Source organism: Paraburkholderia sp. J8-2 (assembly GCF_905220195.1).
Lineage (GTDB): Bacteria > Pseudomonadota > Gammaproteobacteria > Burkholderiales > Burkholderiaceae > Paraburkholderia.
The window spans coordinates 143,602-159,607 of sequence record NZ_CAJMZA010000015.1 but is presented as its reverse complement, the minus strand read 5'-3'; the positions used below and the strand labels follow the sequence as shown (position 1 = coordinate 159,607).

Genomic DNA, 16,006 nt, shown 5'->3' with positions numbered 1-16,006 from the left:
GCCAAGGAGCCACGATGATCGACGTCTACAGCTGGGCCACGCCGAATGGTCACAAAGTCCATATCATGCTCGAGGAAACCGGCCTCGAATACCGGGTGCATCCGGTCGATATCGGTGCGGGCGACCAGTTCAAGGCCGAATTCCTCGCCATCAGCCCGAACAACAAGATTCCCGCCATTACCGACTCCGAAGGCCCGCGCCGTGCCGACGGCCAGCCGTTTTCGCTGTTCGAGTCGGGCGCGATCCTGATTTATCTCGCAGCAAAAACGGGGCGCTTCATGCCCGAAGACCTCGCCGCGCGCTACGACGTGCTGCAATGGGTGATGTTCCAGATGGGCGGCCTCGGCCCCATGCTTGGCCAGGCGCACCACTTCCGCATCTACGCGCCCGAGAAGATCGACTATGCGGTCAATCGCTACACGAACGAAGCCAAGCGCCTCTACAACGTGATGGAAACGCAGCTGGAAAAGACCGAATATCTGGCCGGCGACGAGTACACCATCGCGGATATCGCCGCTTTCCCGTGGACGCGCTCCTGGCAAAACCAGGGCATCGATCTCGATTCGCTGCCCAACGTGAAGCGCTGGCACGAGGCGATCGCCGCGCGGCCTGCGGTCAAGCGCGGCGTCGAAGTGCTTGCGAATGCGCGCAAGCCGCTCATGGACGAAAAAGCGAAGGAAATGCTCTTCGGCGCGACGCAATACGCCAAGCACTGATTACGCTGAAACCCGGCAAAACGAAAGGGGCGCCCGCTTTGCAGCGGAGCGCCCCTTTTTTGTTGAGCACGCAACCGCTTCAGAAGTAATGCCGCGTGATGAACTCCGCCACGCATGCGGGACGTTCGCTCTCCTCACGCTCGATGCTCACATCCCACACGACCTGCACGCCGCCGCGTTCCACGTCGCTCACTTCCTTCACCGCGATACGCGCACGCACTTTCGCGCCCACAGGCACCGGCTGCGTGAAGCGCACGCGGTTGAGCCCATAGTTCACGCCCATGCGCTGGCGCATATGCAGCGTTCCCCCGAGCAGCACAGGAATCAGCGAAAGCGTGAGAAAGCCGTGCGCAATCGGGCCGCCGAACGGCGACTCGCGGCGCGCCCGTTCGGCGTCGATGTGGATCCACTGGTGGTCGCCCGTGGCATCGGCGAAACCGTGCACGTCCGCCTCACTCACTTCGCGCCAGCCGCTCACGAGCGGCCCCGCACCGATCAGCGCGCGCAATGCCGCCGCGTCGGCAATCTGCGTGACGTCTCCTTCACTCACGATGCACTCCCCGGATGGCGAAGGCCGAAGAGCGCCTTCGAACGCACGACCACGATCAGTTCGCCGTGCTGGTTATGGCCTTCCCACTGCGTTTCGACGATGCCGCGATCGGGCTTGCTCGCCGAAACGCGCTTGCTCAATATCGTGTTCGTCATCGTCAGCGTGTCGCCGACGCGCGTGGGCTTGAGCCAGCGAATCTCGTCGACGCCGGGCGAGCCCATTGAGGTCGAGTCCTTCAGGAAGTGACGCACGAGCATGCCCATCATGACCGAGCAGGTATGCCAACCGCTCGCGACAAGGCCGCCGAACATCGACGCTTCGCCACCGGCCTCGCTCACGTGGAATGGCTGCGGATCGAACTGCTCCGCGAAATGCACCACCTCGTCGCGGCCAAACGTGTGCGAACCGACCGCATAGCGTTTGCCCACTTCGAGATCTTCGAAACTCAAACCCATCCATTTTCTCCGCTGATGTTGCTCGTTGCCGCCGCGCGTTACGCTGCCTGCGCGAAACCGGGCAGCGAGGCGAAGCGTTCAAGATGATGATCGACATCACCGAGCGTCGTTTCGATAATCGCGAGACGCTTGAACAAGTGCGCGGCCGCCACTTCGTTGGTGACGCCCATGCCGCCGTGCAGTTGCACGGCCTGCTGGCCGATGAAACGCGCCGCCTGGCCAACGCGCACCTTCGCCGCCGAAATCGCACGGCGCCGCTCGTCGGCGGATACGCTACTGTAACGCGCGGCAGCGAGATAAGTCAGCGAGCGGGCCTGTTCCGCGTGGATCAGCATCTCGGCCATGCGGTGCTGCAGCGCCTGGAAGCGCGCGATCGGCACGCCGAACTGCTGGCGCGTTTTCGTGTACTCGACCGTGGCGTGGTTGAGCGCGTCCATGGCGCCCACGGCTTCCGCGCACAGCAGGAACGTGGCGTAGTCGGCAATCTTTTCCCACGTCGTCGCGCCCGCGCTTGCGTCGCCAAGACGACGCGCAGGCGCTTCCTTGAAGGTCAACGTTGCCGCGTGCTGGCCGTCGATCGTGCGGTAGTCGCTCACCTCGACGCCCTTCGCGTCGCGCGCGATAACGAAGAGCGCCACCTCGCCCGCGAACCGTGCCGGCACGATCCAGTAGTCGGCCTGGGCACCGTGCTGCACGACCGATTTCGTGCCGGTGAGCGCGAAGCCGTCGCCGGTCTCCTTCGCCTGCGTTTCCAGCGAGAACAGGTCATAGCGCGACTGCGGCTCATGGAAGGCAGCGGCAAGCTTGATCTCGCCCAAGGCAACGCGTTCGAGCAGCGCCGCATTTTCGGCGTCGGCCACACCCGTGAGCTTGAGCGCCTCGACGCCTACCGCGGTTGCCCAGTACGGCTCGATCACGAGCGCGCGTCCCAGTTCCTGCATGACGACAAGCATATCGAACGGTGCGCCGTCGAAGCCGCCCTGATCCGCCGGCACCGGCAGCGCGGTCAGGCCAAGTTCGACGAACGCGTTCCAGTGCGCGTCCGACACGCCCGCAGGCGTCTTCACGATCGCCTGGCGCGCTTCGAAGCCATAGTTCTTGTCGAGATAGCGACGCAGCGCGTCGGCGAGTTGCTGCTGCTCTTCGGTGAAATTGAAGTTCATTGCGCCGCTCCTCAAATACCCAGAATCATCTGCGAGATGATGTTCTTCTGAATTTCGTTCGATCCGCCGTAGATCGACGTCTTGCGATAGTTGAAGTAGTACGCCGCGAGCGGCGCCGCGTCGTTGTCGCCGCCTGCCGCGTGTTCGTGCTCGCCCTCCAGGAAGGCCGGATCGAACGCCGCAGCGAGTGGGCCTATCGCATCGACCATCAGCTCGGTCAGCGCCTGCTGGATCTCCGTGCCCTTGATCTTGAGCATCGACGCTTCGGGACCGGGGCCGCGCCCGTTGGAGGCGCTCGCGATCACACGCTCGGCGGTCACTTCGAGCGCCATCAGCTCGATCTCGACGGCGGCCACGCGCGCCGCGAACACGGGATCTGCCAGCAGCGGCTTGCCGTGTTTCTTCTGCTTGAGCGCGACGCCCTTGAGGAATGCCAGTTCGCGGTTCGACGCGCCCACGCGCGCAATGCCCGTGCGCTCATGACCAAGCAGATACTTCGCGTAAGTCCAGCCGCGGTTCTCCTCGCCAACGAGATTCTCGACGGGCACCTTCACGTCTTCGAAAAATACTTCGTTAACCTCATGGTCTTCATCGAGCGTGATGATCGGACGCACGGTAATACCGGGCGTTTTCATGTCGATGAGGAGGAACGAAATGCCTTCCTGCTTCTTGGCCGCGGGATCGGTGCGCACGAGGCAGAACATCATGTCGGCGTGCTGGCCGAGCGTGGTCCAGGTCTTCTGGCCGTTCACGACGTAGTGATCGCCTTCGCGAACGGCACGTGTGCGCAGCGAAGCAAGATCGGAACCCGAGCCCGGCTCTGAGTAGCCCTGGCACCACCAGTCGTCACCGGATAGGATGCGCGGGAGATAGCGGCGCTTTTGGGCCTCGTTGCCGTACTTCATGAGCACGGGCGCGACCATCGAAACACCGAACGGCAGCACCGGCGGCGCGCCGATGCGACCACACTCGGCGTCCCAGATGTGGCGTTGCGCTTCGGTCCAGCCGGGGCCGCCCCATTCTGTTGGCCACGCAGGCGCGGACCAGCCCTTCTTCCCTAGCAGCTTGTGCCAACTGGCGATGTCGTCGCGCGAGAGGCGCTTGTGGTTGAGAACCTTGTTGCGCATCGCTTGAGGCAGGTTGGCCTCGAGCCAGGCGCGGATTTCGGCGCGGAATGCGTCGTCGGCGGGGGTGTAGTCCAGATCCATGCGCTATGTCTCCTGGCCGCGGCCGGTGCGAAGCATTCCACGCGCCGCGGCGAAGACCCGCATGACATTATTGCAGCGGACCCTTCAACGCGGCCGGAACCGGCAGCGGCATCACATCGATGCCTTCTTCGACGAGAGCTTGCGCATCTTCCGCGGAAGCGACTCCACGGATGTTGCGCGACGGCGCTTCGTTGTAGTGAATGCGCCGCGCCTCCTCGGCGAAACGGTCGCCTACGTTCTCCGTCTTATCGAGGACCTCGCGGATCACACGCATCGCATGCGCCTGCCATTGCGCCGCCTGCTCCTGCGGCGACGCTTTCGGCGTTTCGCTCGCGCCGGACAGGTTCAACCGGGGCGCGGACGGCAAGCGGGTCACGTGGGTGGCGCCGCACATCGGACATTCGACCAGCTTGCGGGACAGTTGCGATTCGAAATCGTCAACCGATGCGAACCAGCCTTCAAACCGATGTCCGTCTGGACACTGTAAATCGAGGACCTTCATGGGAATCGAGGCTTGCGATGAGTTTAGCGCAAATCGTAAATTTGTGAACGACCGTTCGAAAAAATTCCTGCGGCCAGGCACCGGGATTTTCCCGGGGGTTCGATTGTAGCGCTGCTCGGGCGAGCGCGCTGAAGGTGCTTGGTGCGCGCAGAAGCGACAACGGCGGCCGCGAGGCCGCCGTTGATCGGGTGTTCGACGCAGCGGCTAGCTGTCAGCCCTGCTCCGCCTTCGCGAGCGGCCACGCGCCCGACAGCGCCTTTTCGAGCCAGAACGTACCGATGATCGTCTTCACGTCGGTGATCTTGCCCGTGCGCACCCATTCGAGCAGTTCGGGAACCGTCGCCGTGAAGGTTTCGAGAAACTCGCCGTCGTCGAGCTGCGCCGCGCCTGCCGTCAGCCCGCGTGCGAGATAGATGTCGATGAACTCGGTCGAGTACGAAATCACCGGATGGATCTGCGTGAGATAGACGTACTCGCGTGCCGTATAGCCCGTCTCTTCCTTGAGTTCGCGGATCGCGCAGGCGAGCGCGCCTTCCTGCGGATCGAGCTTGCCAGCCGGGAATTCCGTCATCACGCGCGAGAGCGGGTAGCGGTACTGGCGCTCCATCAGCACGCGGCCGTCATCGAAGAGCGGGATCACCATTACCGCGCCGGGATGCTGAACGTACTCGCGCGTGGCGTGCTTGCCGTCCGGCAACGCGACCGTGTCGCGCTTCAGGGTAAGAAAATTGCCCGCGTAGAGCGTCGTGCTTTCCACGCACGTCTCGGCGAGCGCCGGGTCGTGTTGATGATGTTCAGCCATAGTCAGCCTCGTGGGTGCTCAGAATAGTCGGGAAGCCGCGGGCGCGCCGCAAGAAGTGAAGTCGGACAGACTGCCGGCCGGACTTCCGGGACGCACAGCACGTGCCGGCCGCGGGCCGGCCACGCGCATCACGCCGGGCGGCGTTTGATGAGATATTGCCAGGTGAAGCCGGGAAACGCGAACACGACAAAAAGACTGAAGGTGATCGCGTAGAACTGCCAGCCCTGGTCAAAACGGTTGCCGGCGCGCGCCTCCAGCAGGAAGCCGAACGCACCGACCACAAAATACAGCACGATCATTTCAGCAATGCGAATCCACGCACTCTTCTTCGGTGCGCGAAGCGGCACGACGCCGAACAATCGCTGGTTGAGGAACGGCAGGTTGGCGCCCGCGAGCGCCAACAGCACGATGAACCAACCCGCTGCCGACATTAGAGCGGCAGCGTGTGCGTAACGGCTTGCAGGCAGACCGACATCAGCGGGCCCGGGATGATGCCCAGCACGAGCACCGCCACGCCATTGAGCGTCAGCAGCGCGCGGTTGCATGCGTGACTTTCGATCGGTGCTTCGTCCTGCGGTGCGTCGAAGTACATCAGCTTGACGATACGCAGGTAATAGAACGCGCCGAACAGCGACGTGATCACGGCGAGCACGGCAAGCCACGTGAGGCCGGCGTTCATGGTCGCTTCGAGCACGGCGAGCTTCGCGTAGAAGCCGACCGTCGGCGGAATACCGGCGAGCGAGAACATCATGAGCATCATGACGAACGCGAACACCGGGTTGCGCTGGTTCAAGCCCTTGAAGTCGTCGATCGTTTCCGCTTCGAAATCGCGACGCGAGAGCAGCATGACCACGCCAAACGCGCCGAGCGTCGTGATGAGGTAGACGATGCTGTAGAACATGGCCGAACTGTACGCGCTGGCCGCGCCCGTCGCCTTGTTGTCGACGATACCGGCGAGCAGGCCAAGCAGCACGAAGCCCATGTTCGAAATGGCCGAGTACGCGAGCATACGCTTGACGTTGCGCTGCACGATACCCGTGATGTTGCCCACGATCATCGAAAGCGCGGCGAGGATGATCAGCATCTCTTGCCAGTCCACTGCCAGCGGCAGCAAGCCCATCACGAGGAAGCGCACGGCCCAGGCGAAAGCCGCGACCTTCGGGCCGCCGCCGGTGAGCAGCGTCATGGCCGTAGGCGCGCCTTGATAGACGTCCGGCACCCACATATGGAACGGCACCGCGCCCATCTTGAACGCCACGCCGGCGACGATGAACACCACGCCGAACAGCAGGACGATATCGTTGATATGGCCCGACGCCACGGCCTTGAACACTTCGTTCAGTTCGAGCGAGCCGGTCGCGCCGTACAACATCGAGATGCCATAGAGCAGGAAGCCCGAAGCGAGCGCGCCCAGCACGTAGTACTTCATCGCGGCTTCGTTCGACTGAGTCGCGTCACGGCGCAGTGCAATGACCGCGTAGAGCGAGAGCGACATCAGCTCGAGGCCGAGGTACAGCGTGAGGAAGTTGTTGCCCGAGATCATTGTGATCTGGCCGAGCAGCGAGAACATGCCAAGCAGGAAGAACTCGCCCCTGAACATGTCGCGGTCTTCGAGGTACTTGCGCGAGTACACGATCGACACGGCGTAGCCGAGCGTGACCACCGACTTCATCGCGCTTGCGAACGGATCGATCACGTACATGCGCGTGAAGTAGTAGTACACGTGCGGATCGAACGCGTTCACCGCAAACCAGATACCGGCTATGACCGTAGTCAGCAGCGCGATGAAATAGGTCGTGCGACGGCCCGAAGGGCCGGTGAACGTGTCGTTGAGCCACGCGACGACGAGGCCGGTCATCACCAGCGCGTCGGGTAGCAGAGCGTTCAAAGGGGCGTTTGGCATGATCTTTTGTTCCTCCGCTCGGTATTACTGTGACAGCGGCAGTTTCGACACTGCGACGTGGGAGAGGAGGTTTTCCACGGAAACGTGCATCACATCGGTAAAGGGCTTCGGGTAGATGCCCATGAAAAGCGTAAACAGCGCGAGCACCGCAAGCATGAAGTATTCGCGACTGTTGATGTCCTTCAGCTCGCGAACATGGTCGTTCGCGACGGCGCCGAAGTACACCCGCTTGTACATCCACAACGTATAGGCCGCGCCCAGGATCAGCGTGAACGCCGCCCCGAAAGCGATCCAGAAGTTGTACTTCACGGCAGCCAGAATCACCATGAATTCGCCGACGAATCCAGAGGTGCCCGGCAGACCGCAGTTGGCCATGGCGAACAGCATGACCAGCGCCGCGAACTTCGGCATGGTGTTGACCACACCGCCGTAGTCCGCGATATCGCGTGTGTGCATACGGTCATACAGCACACCGATGCACAGGAACATGGCGCCCGAGACGAAGCCGTGCGAGATCATCTGGATGATCCCGCCTTCCATCGCGAGCTGGCTCGACGGGCCGAACATAAAGAAGCCGAGCGTGACGAAGCCCATGTGGGCGATCGACGAATACGCGACCAGCTTTTTCATGTCCGACTGCACCATCGCCACGAGGCCGATGTAGATCACAGCGATCAAGGACAGCGTGATGATGACCGGCGCCAGGTAGTGACTCGCGTCCGGTGTGACCGGCAGCGAGAAACGCAGGAAACCGTACGCGCCGAGCTTGAGCATGATCGCGGCCAGCACGACCGAGCCGCCCGTGGGCGCTTCGACGTGCGCGTCCGGCAACCACGTGTGGACCGGCCACATCGGCACCTTGACGGCAAACGCGAAGAAGAACGCGACGAACAACAGGATCTGCGGCGTCATGGCGATCTTCGCGGCCTGCCACGAGGCGAGGTCGAAGGTCCCGGTAATGCGGTACAGGTACAGCAACGCGACCAGCATGAGCAGCGAACCGGCCAGCGTGTAGAGAAAGAACTTGAACGCTGCGTACACACGGTTCGGTCCGCCCCACACGCCGATGATGATGTACATCGGAATGAGCGTGGCTTCAAAGAACACGTAGAACAACAGGCCGTCGGCGGCGCAGAAAACGCCGATCATGATGCCCGACAGGATGAGGAACGACGCGTAATACTGCGCGACGTTCTTCGTAATGACCTGCCAGCCCGCGATCACGACGATCACGGTGATGAGCGCCGTGAGCACGACGAACCACATCGCAATGCCGTCGACGCCCAGGTGATACGCAATGTTGAACCGCTCGATCCAGACCGTCTTCTCCTCGAATTGCAGCGAAGCCGTAGTCGTATCGAAGCCCGTAACGAGCGGGATGGTGACGAGGAAACTAAGCACCGAACCGATGAGTGCGAGCCAGCGGTCCGCACTCGGATTCCGACGGGAACCCACTACAAGAACGATGATGCCGAATACGATCGGCATCCAGATCGCAATACTGAGAATCGGAGTTGCGTGCATGCGTTTCCTCGTCTTATTTTGCCTTATTTGCCGCTGAGCGTTACAAACAGGGTGAGGAGGCCAAGCATGCCAATAATCATGGCAAATGCGTAGTGGTAGATATAGCCGGATTGCAGGAAACGAATGACAGTTGCAAACCAGCCGATAAACTTGGCGCTCCCGTTTACGACGCCGTCGATCACGACGACATCGCCCTCCTTCCACAGACCGCGACCGATAGCGACTGCTCCGCGAGCGAAGACGATTTCGTTGATCTTGTCGAGGTAATACGCGTTTGCCAGCAGCTTGTAGACCGGCGCGAACGTACGCGACACGACGGTCGGCAGATCCGGGCGCTTCATGTAGAAGAACCACGCCACCACCACACCCGCGAGTGCGAGCCACACCGGCAGACCCGAGAACGCATGCGCGCCCATCGCGGCCCAGCCCTGGAATTCCTTGCCCATTTCCGCGAGCGCTTCGTGGTTCTCGCCAACGAAGATGACGTTCTGGAACGCCACGCCATGCGAGAAGAAGTCACCGAAGAGCAGCGGCTGGATCGCGAACGCACCGGCGATCACCGAGGGGATCGCGAGCAGAACGAGCGGCACCCAGATGACCCACGGCGACTCGTGCGGCACGTGCACGTGGTGTTCGTCGTGGCCATGGCCATGCCCGTGGGCGGCTTCGATCGCCATCGGCGATTCGGGATGCTTCGGACCGCGGAAGCGCTCTTCACCGTGGAACACGAGGAAGTACATGCGGAACGAGTACAGCGCCGTGACGAACACGCTTGCCACCACTGCGAAGTACGCGAAGCCCGAACCCGGCAGGTGCGAGAGCTTCACGGCGTCGATGATCGAATCCTTCGAGTAGAAGCCCGAGAAGAACGGCGTGCCGATCAGCGCGAGCGAACCGACGAGCGACGTGATCCACGTAATGGGCATGTACTTGCGCAGGCCGCCCATGTTGCGCATGTCCTGGTCGTGGTGCATGCCGATGATGACCGAACCCGCGCCGAGGAACAGCAGCGCCTTGAAGAACGCGTGCGTCATCAGGTGGAAGATCGCGACCGGGTAAGCCGACACGCCGAGCGCGACCGTCATGTAGCCGAGCTGCGAGAGCGTGGAGTACGCGACCACGCGCTTGATGTCGTTTTGCACGACGCCAAGGAAACCCATGAAGAGCGCGGTGATAGCGCCGATCACAACGATGAACGAAAGTGCCGTTTCCGAAAGCTCGAACAGCGGCGACATGCGCGCGACCATGAAGATACCGGCCGTCACCATGGTTGCCGCGTGAATCAGCGCGGAGATCGGCGTCGGGCCTTCCATCGAGTCCGGGAGCCAGACGTGCAGCGGGAACTGCGCCGACTTACCCATCGCGCCGATGAACAGGCAAATACACGCAACGGTGAGCAGGTTCCACGAGGTGCCCGGGAACGTCAGCGCGGAGAGCTCATGACCCCGCGCGAAGATGTCGTTGTAGTTCAGCGAGCCGCCGTACGCGAGCAGCAGGCCGATGCCGAGCAGGAAGCCGAAGTCGCCCACGCGGTTCACGAGGAACGCCTTCATGTTCGCGTAGATGGCGCTTTCACGCTTGAAGTAGAAGCCGATCAGCAGGTACGAGACGAGACCCACCGCTTCCCAGCCGAAGAACAGCTGCAGGAAGTTGTTGCTCATCACGAGCATCAGCATCGAGAACGTGAAGAGCGCGATGTACGAGAAGAAGCGCTGGTAGCCCTCTTCTTCCGCCATGTAGCCGATCGTGTAGATGTGGACCATCAGCGACACGAAGGTCACGACGACCATCATGAGCGCCGTCAACGAGTCGATGAGGAAGCCGACTTCGAACTTCAGGCCGCCTACCGACATCCATTCGTAGACCGTAGCGTTGAAGCTCGCACCGCCCATCACGTCGAACAACGTGATGCACGACAGCACGAACGCAATCGCGACGCCAAGAATGGTCACCGTATGCGCGCCCGCGCGCCCGACCGTCTTGCCGAACAAACCGGCAATGAGAGAACCGGCGAGTGGCGCCAGCGGGATCGCCAGCAATAAGGTTTCGTTGAGTGTTGTTGCCATAGCAGCCTGCCTTAGCCTTTGAGCTGATCGAGGTCCTCGACGTTGATCGTGTCGAGGCTGCGGAACAGAGTCACAAGAATAGCCAGACCAATCGCGGCTTCCGCTGCCGCAACAGTTAGCACGAAGAACACGAAAATCTGTCCGTGAACGTCACCGAGGTAATGCGAGAACGCGACGAAGTTCGTGTTCACCGCCAACAGCATCAGCTCAATCGCCATCAGGATGATGATGACGTTGCGCCGATTGAGAAAAATGCCAACGATCGAGATCGCAAAAAGGATCGCGCCGAGGACGAGGTAATGGGCCAGTGTCAGCATGGTTCGCTCCTTCGCGCTTAGCTCTTCGTTGCCGGTGCAGCCGCGGGTGCGGCGCTCGCGCCTGCCGCGGGCGCAGCCCCGGCTTCGGCTTGCGCCGGTTCCGCCGGCTCCGGCACTTCGACGACCGGCTGCATCTTCACGAGGCGCACGCGGTCCTGGCGACGCACGCTGACCTGCTTCGACACGTCCTGGCGCTTCGAATCTTTCGGCTCGCGCACGGTCAGCGCGATGGCCGCGACGATCGCCACCAGCAGCACGAGGCCGGCGACTTCGAAGGCGAAGATGTAGTCGGTGTAGATGATCTTGCCGATCAGGTGCGCGTTCGAGATCGCGGCGGCGGCAGCCGGCGTGGTGTCAGGCACCGGCGTGCTCGTCGCGCCGTAGCCGTGCCACAGGATCAGCGCGGTTTCGATCACGATGATCGCGCCCACGATGGTCGCCACCGGGATGAAGCGCTTGAAGTCGCGGCTCAGCACGTCGATGTTGATGTCCAGCATCATCACCACGAACAGGAACAGCACCATCACCGCGCCCACATAGACGAGCACCAGCAGGATCGCGAGGAATTCAGCCTCGAGCAGCATCCAGATCGCGGCCGCGTTGAAGAACGCGAGCACGAGGAAGAGCGCAGACGCAACAGGATTGCGCGAAGTGATCACCTTCAGCCCTGACAGCGTGAGCAGCAGCGCGAAGATGTAGAACAGGACGGTCGTGAATTCCATGATTACTGGTTCATCGTTGAGGCCTTCGTGAAGCGGATTGCGCGGCGCAAACTGGCGGCCAGACCAGGGAGCGTCGCGCCGCGGCGGTCAGGCTGCGGTAAAGCGCGGGCGTTCAGCACACGCGTTCCCCACAGCCGGCCCGGACCGCGGGCCGATGCAGCGTCAAACTGAAAGATCAACGGTACGGTGCATCCGCTGCCTTGTTCGCCGCGATCTGGGCTTCATAGCGATCGCCAACGGCCAGCAGCATATCCTTCGTGAAATACAGATCGCCGCGCTTCTCGCCGTGATACTCGAGAATGTGCGTTTCGACGATCGAGTCGACCGGGCAGCTCTCTTCGCAGAAACCGCAGAAGATGCACTTGGTCAGGTCGATGTCGTAACGCGTCGTGCGGCGCGTGTTGTCCTCGCGCACTTCCGATTCGATCGTGATCGCGAGCGCGGGGCACACGGCCTCGCACAGCTTGCACGCGATGCAGCGCTCTTCGCCATTTTCATAGCGGCGCAGCGCATGCAGACCGCGAAAACGCGGGGAAATAGGCGTCTTTTCTTCCGGAAACTGCACCGTGAACTTGCGCTTGAACGTGTAACGACCCGTCAGCGCGAGGCCCTTGAGCAGTTCGGTCAGGAAAAACGTCTTGAAGAAGTTTTGGATAGCGTTCATGGTTGTGTTCGCCCCTTATTTCCAGATGCTCAACGGCGACATGTACCAGAAGCCGACCACGATCAGCCACACGATGCACACCGGAATGAACACCTTCCAGCCGAGACGCATGATCTGGTCATAGCGATAGCGCGGGAACGTCGCGCGGGCCCAGATGAAAACCGACAGCAGGCAGAAGACCTTCAGCACCAGCCAGAACACGCCCGGGATGAAGTCGAGGAACGCGAACGGGGCGCTCCAGCCGCCGAGGAACAGCACCGAGGCGAGCGCCGAGATCACGATCATGTTGATGTACTCGGCGAGGAAGAACAGCGCGAACGCCATACCCGAGTAATCGATCATGTGACCCGCGACGATTTCCGACTCCCCTTCCACCACGTCGAACGGGTGGCGGTTCGTTTCGGCAAGGCCCGAGATGAAGTAGACGACGAACATCGGCAACAGCGGCAGCCAGTTCCACGAGAGGAACGTGATGCCCCAGCTCGCGAACATGCCGCGCATCTGGCCTTCGACGATCACCGAAAGATTCAGGCTGCCCGACACCATCAGCACGACGACGAGCGCGAAGCCCATCGAAATTTCGTACGACACCATCTGCGCCGCGGCGCGCATGGCGCCGAGGAACGCGTACTTCGAGTTCGAGGCCCAGCCCGCGAGAATCACGCCGTAGACGCCGATCGACGAGATCGCCATCGCGTAGAGCAGGCCCGCGTTGATGTCGCCGAGCACCGCGCCCGCCTGGAACGGAATCACCGCCCAGACCGCGAAGGCCGGCACCACCACCATGATCGGCGCGACCATGTAGATCCAGCGGCTTGCCTGCGCAGGCTGAATCACTTCCTTCAGGAGCAGCTTCAGCACGTCGGCGATCGGCTGCAGCAGACCTGCCGGGCCCACGCGGTTCGGACCGAGACGCACGTGCATCCAGCCAATCAGCTTGCGCTCCCAGAGGATCAGGTACGCGACGCACAGCAGGATCACCACCGCGACGACGAGAATGCGCACCAGTGCCCACACGGTGGGCCAGGCCACGCCGAGCAGTTGGCTGCCGCCTGCATTGATCGTATCGAACAAGCTCATTTACGCCTTCTCCACCAGCAGTTCACCGAACAGGCTGCCGAGTTGCGCACCGGCAGGCGTCGCCGCCGACACGCGCACCACCGTCGGCGCAAGATTCGCATCGCGCGTTGCAGGCGCCGTCACCGACAGATCGCCCTGGCGCACGCGCACGGCGTCGCCTTCCTTCAGGCCGAGCTGGTCGAAGTATGCCGCCGGCAGGCCGATCGCGTTCGCCACGCGGGCAGCCGTGGTGAGCTGCAGCGCTTCGCCGCGGCGCACGATGGGATCGGCGTGGTAAATCGGCACGTCGGCGATGCGTTCGAAGCGGCCTTCCGCGGCTTTCGCGAGGCTGCCGCGCGCAATCGTAGCGCTGGCCTTGTTCGACAGACGGCCTTCGAAGCTGCCGTCGCCGATTGCCTTGCGGCGCACTTCTTCAGCCGTGTCGTACTCGAAGCCCTTCGCGCCCAGCAGCGTGCCGAGCACGCGCAGGACCTTCCACGCCGGACGCGTGTCGCCGAGCGGGCGCACGACGCCGTTGAACGTCTGAGCCGTGCCTTCGGCGTTGATGAACGTACCCGAGGTTTCCGTGTACGGCGCGATCGGCAGCAGCACGTCCGCGTAGTCGAGGCCCGTCTTGTACGGCGAGAACACGGCGACCATTTCGGCCTGCGCGAGCGCGGCGCGCGCGGCTGCCGGGTTTGCCGTGTCGAACTCCGGTTCGACGTTGAAAAGCAGATAGCCCTTGCGCGGCTGCTCGAACGCTTCGCGCGCGTTGAGGCCGTCGCGGCCCGGCAGAGCGCCGGCAATGTGCGCGCCAACCGTGTTGGCCGTTTCCGTGAGGAAGCCAAGCGTCGCGCCCGTCGTTTCGGCGATGAACTGCGCAGCGGCATGCAGGCGCGAGAATTCCGGATGCTGAACCGCAGCGTTGCCGAGCAGGACGTAGCGGCGTTCGCCGCTCGCGAGCGAGGCGGCAACTTGCTTAGCGGCTTCAGTGGCCTGTGCGCCTGCGAAGCCTTCCGGCAACGCCACGCCCTTCGCTTGCGCAACAGCCGCTGCGATTGCAGCAAGTTCGTCGAGCCATGCCGAGGGCGCGGCGACGATGCGCTGCGCGTTCGGGATCAACGAGCCGTCAGCCGTGGCTTGCAGGAAGCTGACCTGTGCACCGCCCTTCGCGGCCTGGCGCAGACGCGCGGCGAACAACGCGTGATCGCGGCGCAGGAACGAGCCGATCACGAACGCCGAGTCGGCGTACGAGAGTTCGGCGATCTTCGTGCCGAGCCACGGCGCGCCTTCCAGCGGCGCCGAGAAGTCGCTCTGGCGCAGGCGGAAGTCGACGTTCGGCGTGCCGATCGCGTCCGCGAACTGCTTCGCGAGATACAGTTCTTCGAGCGTGCTGTGCGGGCTTGCGAGCAGCGCAAGCTGGTTCTCGCCGTGCTCGTCGCAAATGCCCTTGATGCCCTTGACGACGTATTCCAGCGCGGTCTGCCAGTCGGTCTCGATCCACTCACCGCCCTGCTTGATCATCGGGCGCGTGAGACGCTCTTCGCTGTTCAGGCCTTCATACGAGAAGCGGTCCTTGTCCGAGATCCAGCATTCGTTGATGGATTCGTTCTCGAACGGCAGCACGCGCATCACGCGGTTGTTCTTCACCTGCACGACGAGGTTCGCACCCGTCGCGTCATGCGGGCTTACCGACTTGCGACGCGACAGTTCCCACGTACGCGCCGAGAAGCGGAACGGCTTGCTCGTGAGCGCGCCGACCGGGCACAGGTCGATCATGTTGCCCGAGAGTTCCGAGTCGACCGTCTTGCCGACGAACGAGGTGATTTCCGAGTGCTCGCCGCGGCCGAGCATGCCCAGCTCCATCACGCCGGCGATTTCGTCGCCGAAGCGCACGCAGCGCGTGCAGTGGATGCAGCGCGACATCTCTTCCATCGAGATGAGCGGACCGACGTTCTTGTGGAACACCACGCGCTTTTCTTCGCTGTAGCGCGAGGCGGACTTGCCGTAACCGACGGCCAGATCCTGAAGCTGGCATTCGCCGCCCTGATCGCAGATCGGGCAGTCGAGCGGGTGGTTGATCAGCAGGAATTCCATCACGGCTTGCTGACCCTGCACAGCCTTGTCCGACATGGTGCGCACGACCATGCCTTGCGACACCGGCGTCGCGCACGCGGGCACGGCCTTCGGCATCTTCTCGACATCGACGAGACACATCCGGCAGTTGGCCGCGATGGAGAGCTTCTTGTGATAGCAGAAGTGCGGGATGTACGTGTCCACGCGCTGAGCAGCCTGGATCACCATGCTGCCCTCGGGCACCTGCACCTTCTTGCCGTCTATTTCAAGTTCAACCAT

16 protein-coding genes are annotated in these 16,006 nt (G+C 62.6%); 1 reads left to right on the top strand and 15 read right to left on the bottom strand.

Translation table 11 applies throughout. The features are described 5' to 3' along the window. Nucleotides 1-14 precede the first annotated feature (14 nt). Nucleotides 15-716 carry a glutathione binding-like protein gene (locus U5A52_RS27460; protein WP_321914651.1) on the top strand — a complete coding sequence of 234 codons (702 nt, stop codon included), beginning with the start codon at nucleotides 15-17 and terminating at the stop codon, nucleotides 714-716. 79 nt (nucleotides 717-795) lie between these two features. Here U5A52_RS27460 and U5A52_RS27455 read toward each other — a convergent pair whose 3' ends face one another. The 15 genes from U5A52_RS27455 to nuoG all read right to left on the bottom strand — a co-directional run bounded on the left by U5A52_RS27455 (nucleotide 796) and on the right by nuoG (nucleotide 16,006). After that, a complete protein-coding gene (locus U5A52_RS27455) occupies nucleotides 796-1,266 on the bottom strand; it encodes a MaoC family dehydratase (RefSeq protein WP_321936856.1) in 471 nt (156 codons plus the stop codon). Beyond that, complete coding sequence (locus U5A52_RS27450; RefSeq protein ID WP_321914653.1) at nucleotides 1,263-1,721, bottom strand: MaoC family dehydratase; 459 nt, start codon at nucleotides 1,719-1,721, stop codon at nucleotides 1,263-1,265. Before U5A52_RS27450 ends, U5A52_RS27455 begins: the two co-directional genes overlap by 4 nt. A 38-nt stretch (nucleotides 1,722-1,759) precedes the next feature. Then, on the bottom strand, nucleotides 1,760-2,884 hold the full coding sequence (locus tag U5A52_RS27445; protein WP_321936855.1) for an acyl-CoA dehydrogenase: 1,125 nt from the start codon (nucleotides 2,882-2,884) through the stop codon (nucleotides 1,760-1,762). 11 nt (nucleotides 2,885-2,895) lie between these two features. Next, a complete protein-coding gene (locus U5A52_RS27440; protein ID WP_321936853.1) occupies nucleotides 2,896-4,092 on the bottom strand; it encodes an acyl-CoA dehydrogenase family protein in 1,197 nt (398 codons plus the stop codon). Nucleotides 4,093-4,159: 67 nt separating this feature from the next. After that, nucleotides 4,160-4,594, bottom strand: a complete 435-nt coding sequence (locus U5A52_RS27435) for a DUF1178 family protein (RefSeq protein ID WP_321914656.1) — start codon at nucleotides 4,592-4,594, stop codon at nucleotides 4,160-4,162. 211 nt (nucleotides 4,595-4,805) lie between these two features. Next, on the bottom strand, nucleotides 4,806-5,396 hold the full coding sequence (locus tag U5A52_RS27430; protein WP_321936852.1) for an NUDIX hydrolase: 591 nt from the start codon (nucleotides 5,394-5,396) through the stop codon (nucleotides 4,806-4,808). Between the two features lie 128 nt (nucleotides 5,397-5,524). After that, complete coding sequence (locus tag U5A52_RS27425; protein ID WP_321914658.1) at nucleotides 5,525-5,827, bottom strand: DUF2818 family protein; 303 nt, start codon at nucleotides 5,825-5,827, stop codon at nucleotides 5,525-5,527. Then, nucleotides 5,827-7,299: an NADH-quinone oxidoreductase subunit NuoN gene (gene nuoN, locus U5A52_RS27420; protein ID WP_158757394.1), complete on the bottom strand. Its 1,473-nt coding sequence runs from the start codon at nucleotides 7,297-7,299 to the stop codon at nucleotides 5,827-5,829. Before nuoN ends, U5A52_RS27425 begins: the two co-directional genes overlap by 1 nt. 24 nt (nucleotides 7,300-7,323) lie before the next feature. After that, complete coding sequence (locus tag U5A52_RS27415) at nucleotides 7,324-8,823, bottom strand: NADH-quinone oxidoreductase subunit M (protein ID WP_321914659.1); 1,500 nt, start codon at nucleotides 8,821-8,823, stop codon at nucleotides 7,324-7,326. Between the two features lie 23 nt (nucleotides 8,824-8,846). Then, a complete protein-coding gene (nuoL, locus tag U5A52_RS27410; protein ID WP_321936851.1) occupies nucleotides 8,847-10,889 on the bottom strand; it encodes an NADH-quinone oxidoreductase subunit L in 2,043 nt (680 codons plus the stop codon). Between the two features lie 11 nt (nucleotides 10,890-10,900). After that, on the bottom strand, nucleotides 10,901-11,206 hold the full coding sequence (nuoK, locus tag U5A52_RS27405; protein ID WP_006052894.1) for an NADH-quinone oxidoreductase subunit NuoK: 306 nt from the start codon (nucleotides 11,204-11,206) through the stop codon (nucleotides 10,901-10,903). A gap of 17 nt (nucleotides 11,207-11,223) precedes the next feature. Continuing rightward, complete coding sequence (locus U5A52_RS27400; protein WP_321914661.1) at nucleotides 11,224-11,928, bottom strand: NADH-quinone oxidoreductase subunit J; 705 nt, start codon at nucleotides 11,926-11,928, stop codon at nucleotides 11,224-11,226. A gap of 175 nt (nucleotides 11,929-12,103) precedes the next feature. Continuing rightward, nucleotides 12,104-12,592 (bottom strand): NADH-quinone oxidoreductase subunit NuoI, encoded by a 489-nt coding sequence (gene nuoI / locus U5A52_RS27395; protein WP_069265275.1) that lies wholly within the window; start codon nucleotides 12,590-12,592, stop codon nucleotides 12,104-12,106. A 15-nt stretch (nucleotides 12,593-12,607) separates the two neighbouring features. After that, nucleotides 12,608-13,672 carry an NADH-quinone oxidoreductase subunit NuoH gene (gene nuoH / locus U5A52_RS27390; RefSeq protein ID WP_321914663.1) on the bottom strand — a complete coding sequence of 355 codons (1,065 nt, stop codon included), beginning with the start codon at nucleotides 13,670-13,672 and terminating at the stop codon, nucleotides 12,608-12,610. Continuing rightward, complete coding sequence (nuoG, locus tag U5A52_RS27385; protein ID WP_321936849.1) at nucleotides 13,673-16,006, bottom strand: NADH-quinone oxidoreductase subunit NuoG; 2,334 nt, start codon at nucleotides 16,004-16,006, stop codon at nucleotides 13,673-13,675.

Coding starts and splice junctions, on each gene's coding strand:
- U5A52_RS27460 (WP_321914651.1), top strand. CDS start 15: ATGATCGACGTCTACAGCTGGGCCACGCCGAATGGTCACAAAGTCCAT.
- U5A52_RS27450 (WP_321914653.1), bottom strand. CDS start 1,721: ATGGGTTTGAGTTTCGAAGATCTCGAAGTGGGCAAACGCTATGCGGTC.
- U5A52_RS27445 (WP_321936855.1), bottom strand. CDS start 2,884: ATGAACTTCAATTTCACCGAAGAGCAGCAGCAACTCGCCGACGCGCTG.
- U5A52_RS27440 (WP_321936853.1), bottom strand. CDS start 4,092: ATGGATCTGGACTACACCCCCGCCGACGACGCATTCCGCGCCGAAATC.
- U5A52_RS27435 (WP_321914656.1), bottom strand. CDS start 4,594: ATGAAGGTCCTCGATTTACAGTGTCCAGACGGACATCGGTTTGAAGGC.
- U5A52_RS27430 (WP_321936852.1), bottom strand. CDS start 5,396: ATGGCTGAACATCATCAACACGACCCGGCGCTCGCCGAGACGTGCGTG.
- U5A52_RS27425 (WP_321914658.1), bottom strand. CDS start 5,827: ATGTCGGCAGCGGGTTGGTTCATCGTGCTGTTGGCGCTCGCGGGCGCC.
- nuoN (WP_158757394.1), bottom strand. CDS start 7,299: ATGCCAAACGCCCCTTTGAACGCTCTGCTACCCGACGCGCTGGTGATG.
- U5A52_RS27415 (WP_321914659.1), bottom strand. CDS start 8,823: ATGCACGCAACTCCGATTCTCAGTATTGCGATCTGGATGCCGATCGTA.
- nuoL (WP_321936851.1), bottom strand. CDS start 10,889: ATGGCAACAACACTCAACGAAACCTTATTGCTGGCGATCCCGCTGGCG.
- nuoK (WP_006052894.1), bottom strand. CDS start 11,206: ATGCTGACACTGGCCCATTACCTCGTCCTCGGCGCGATCCTTTTTGCG.
- U5A52_RS27400 (WP_321914661.1), bottom strand. CDS start 11,928: ATGGAATTCACGACCGTCCTGTTCTACATCTTCGCGCTGCTGCTCACG.
- nuoI (WP_069265275.1), bottom strand. CDS start 12,592: ATGAACGCTATCCAAAACTTCTTCAAGACGTTTTTCCTGACCGAACTG.
- nuoH (WP_321914663.1), bottom strand. CDS start 13,672: ATGAGCTTGTTCGATACGATCAATGCAGGCGGCAGCCAACTGCTCGGC.
- nuoG (WP_321936849.1), bottom strand. CDS start 16,006: ATGGTTGAACTTGAAATAGACGGCAAGAAGGTGCAGGTGCCCGAGGGC.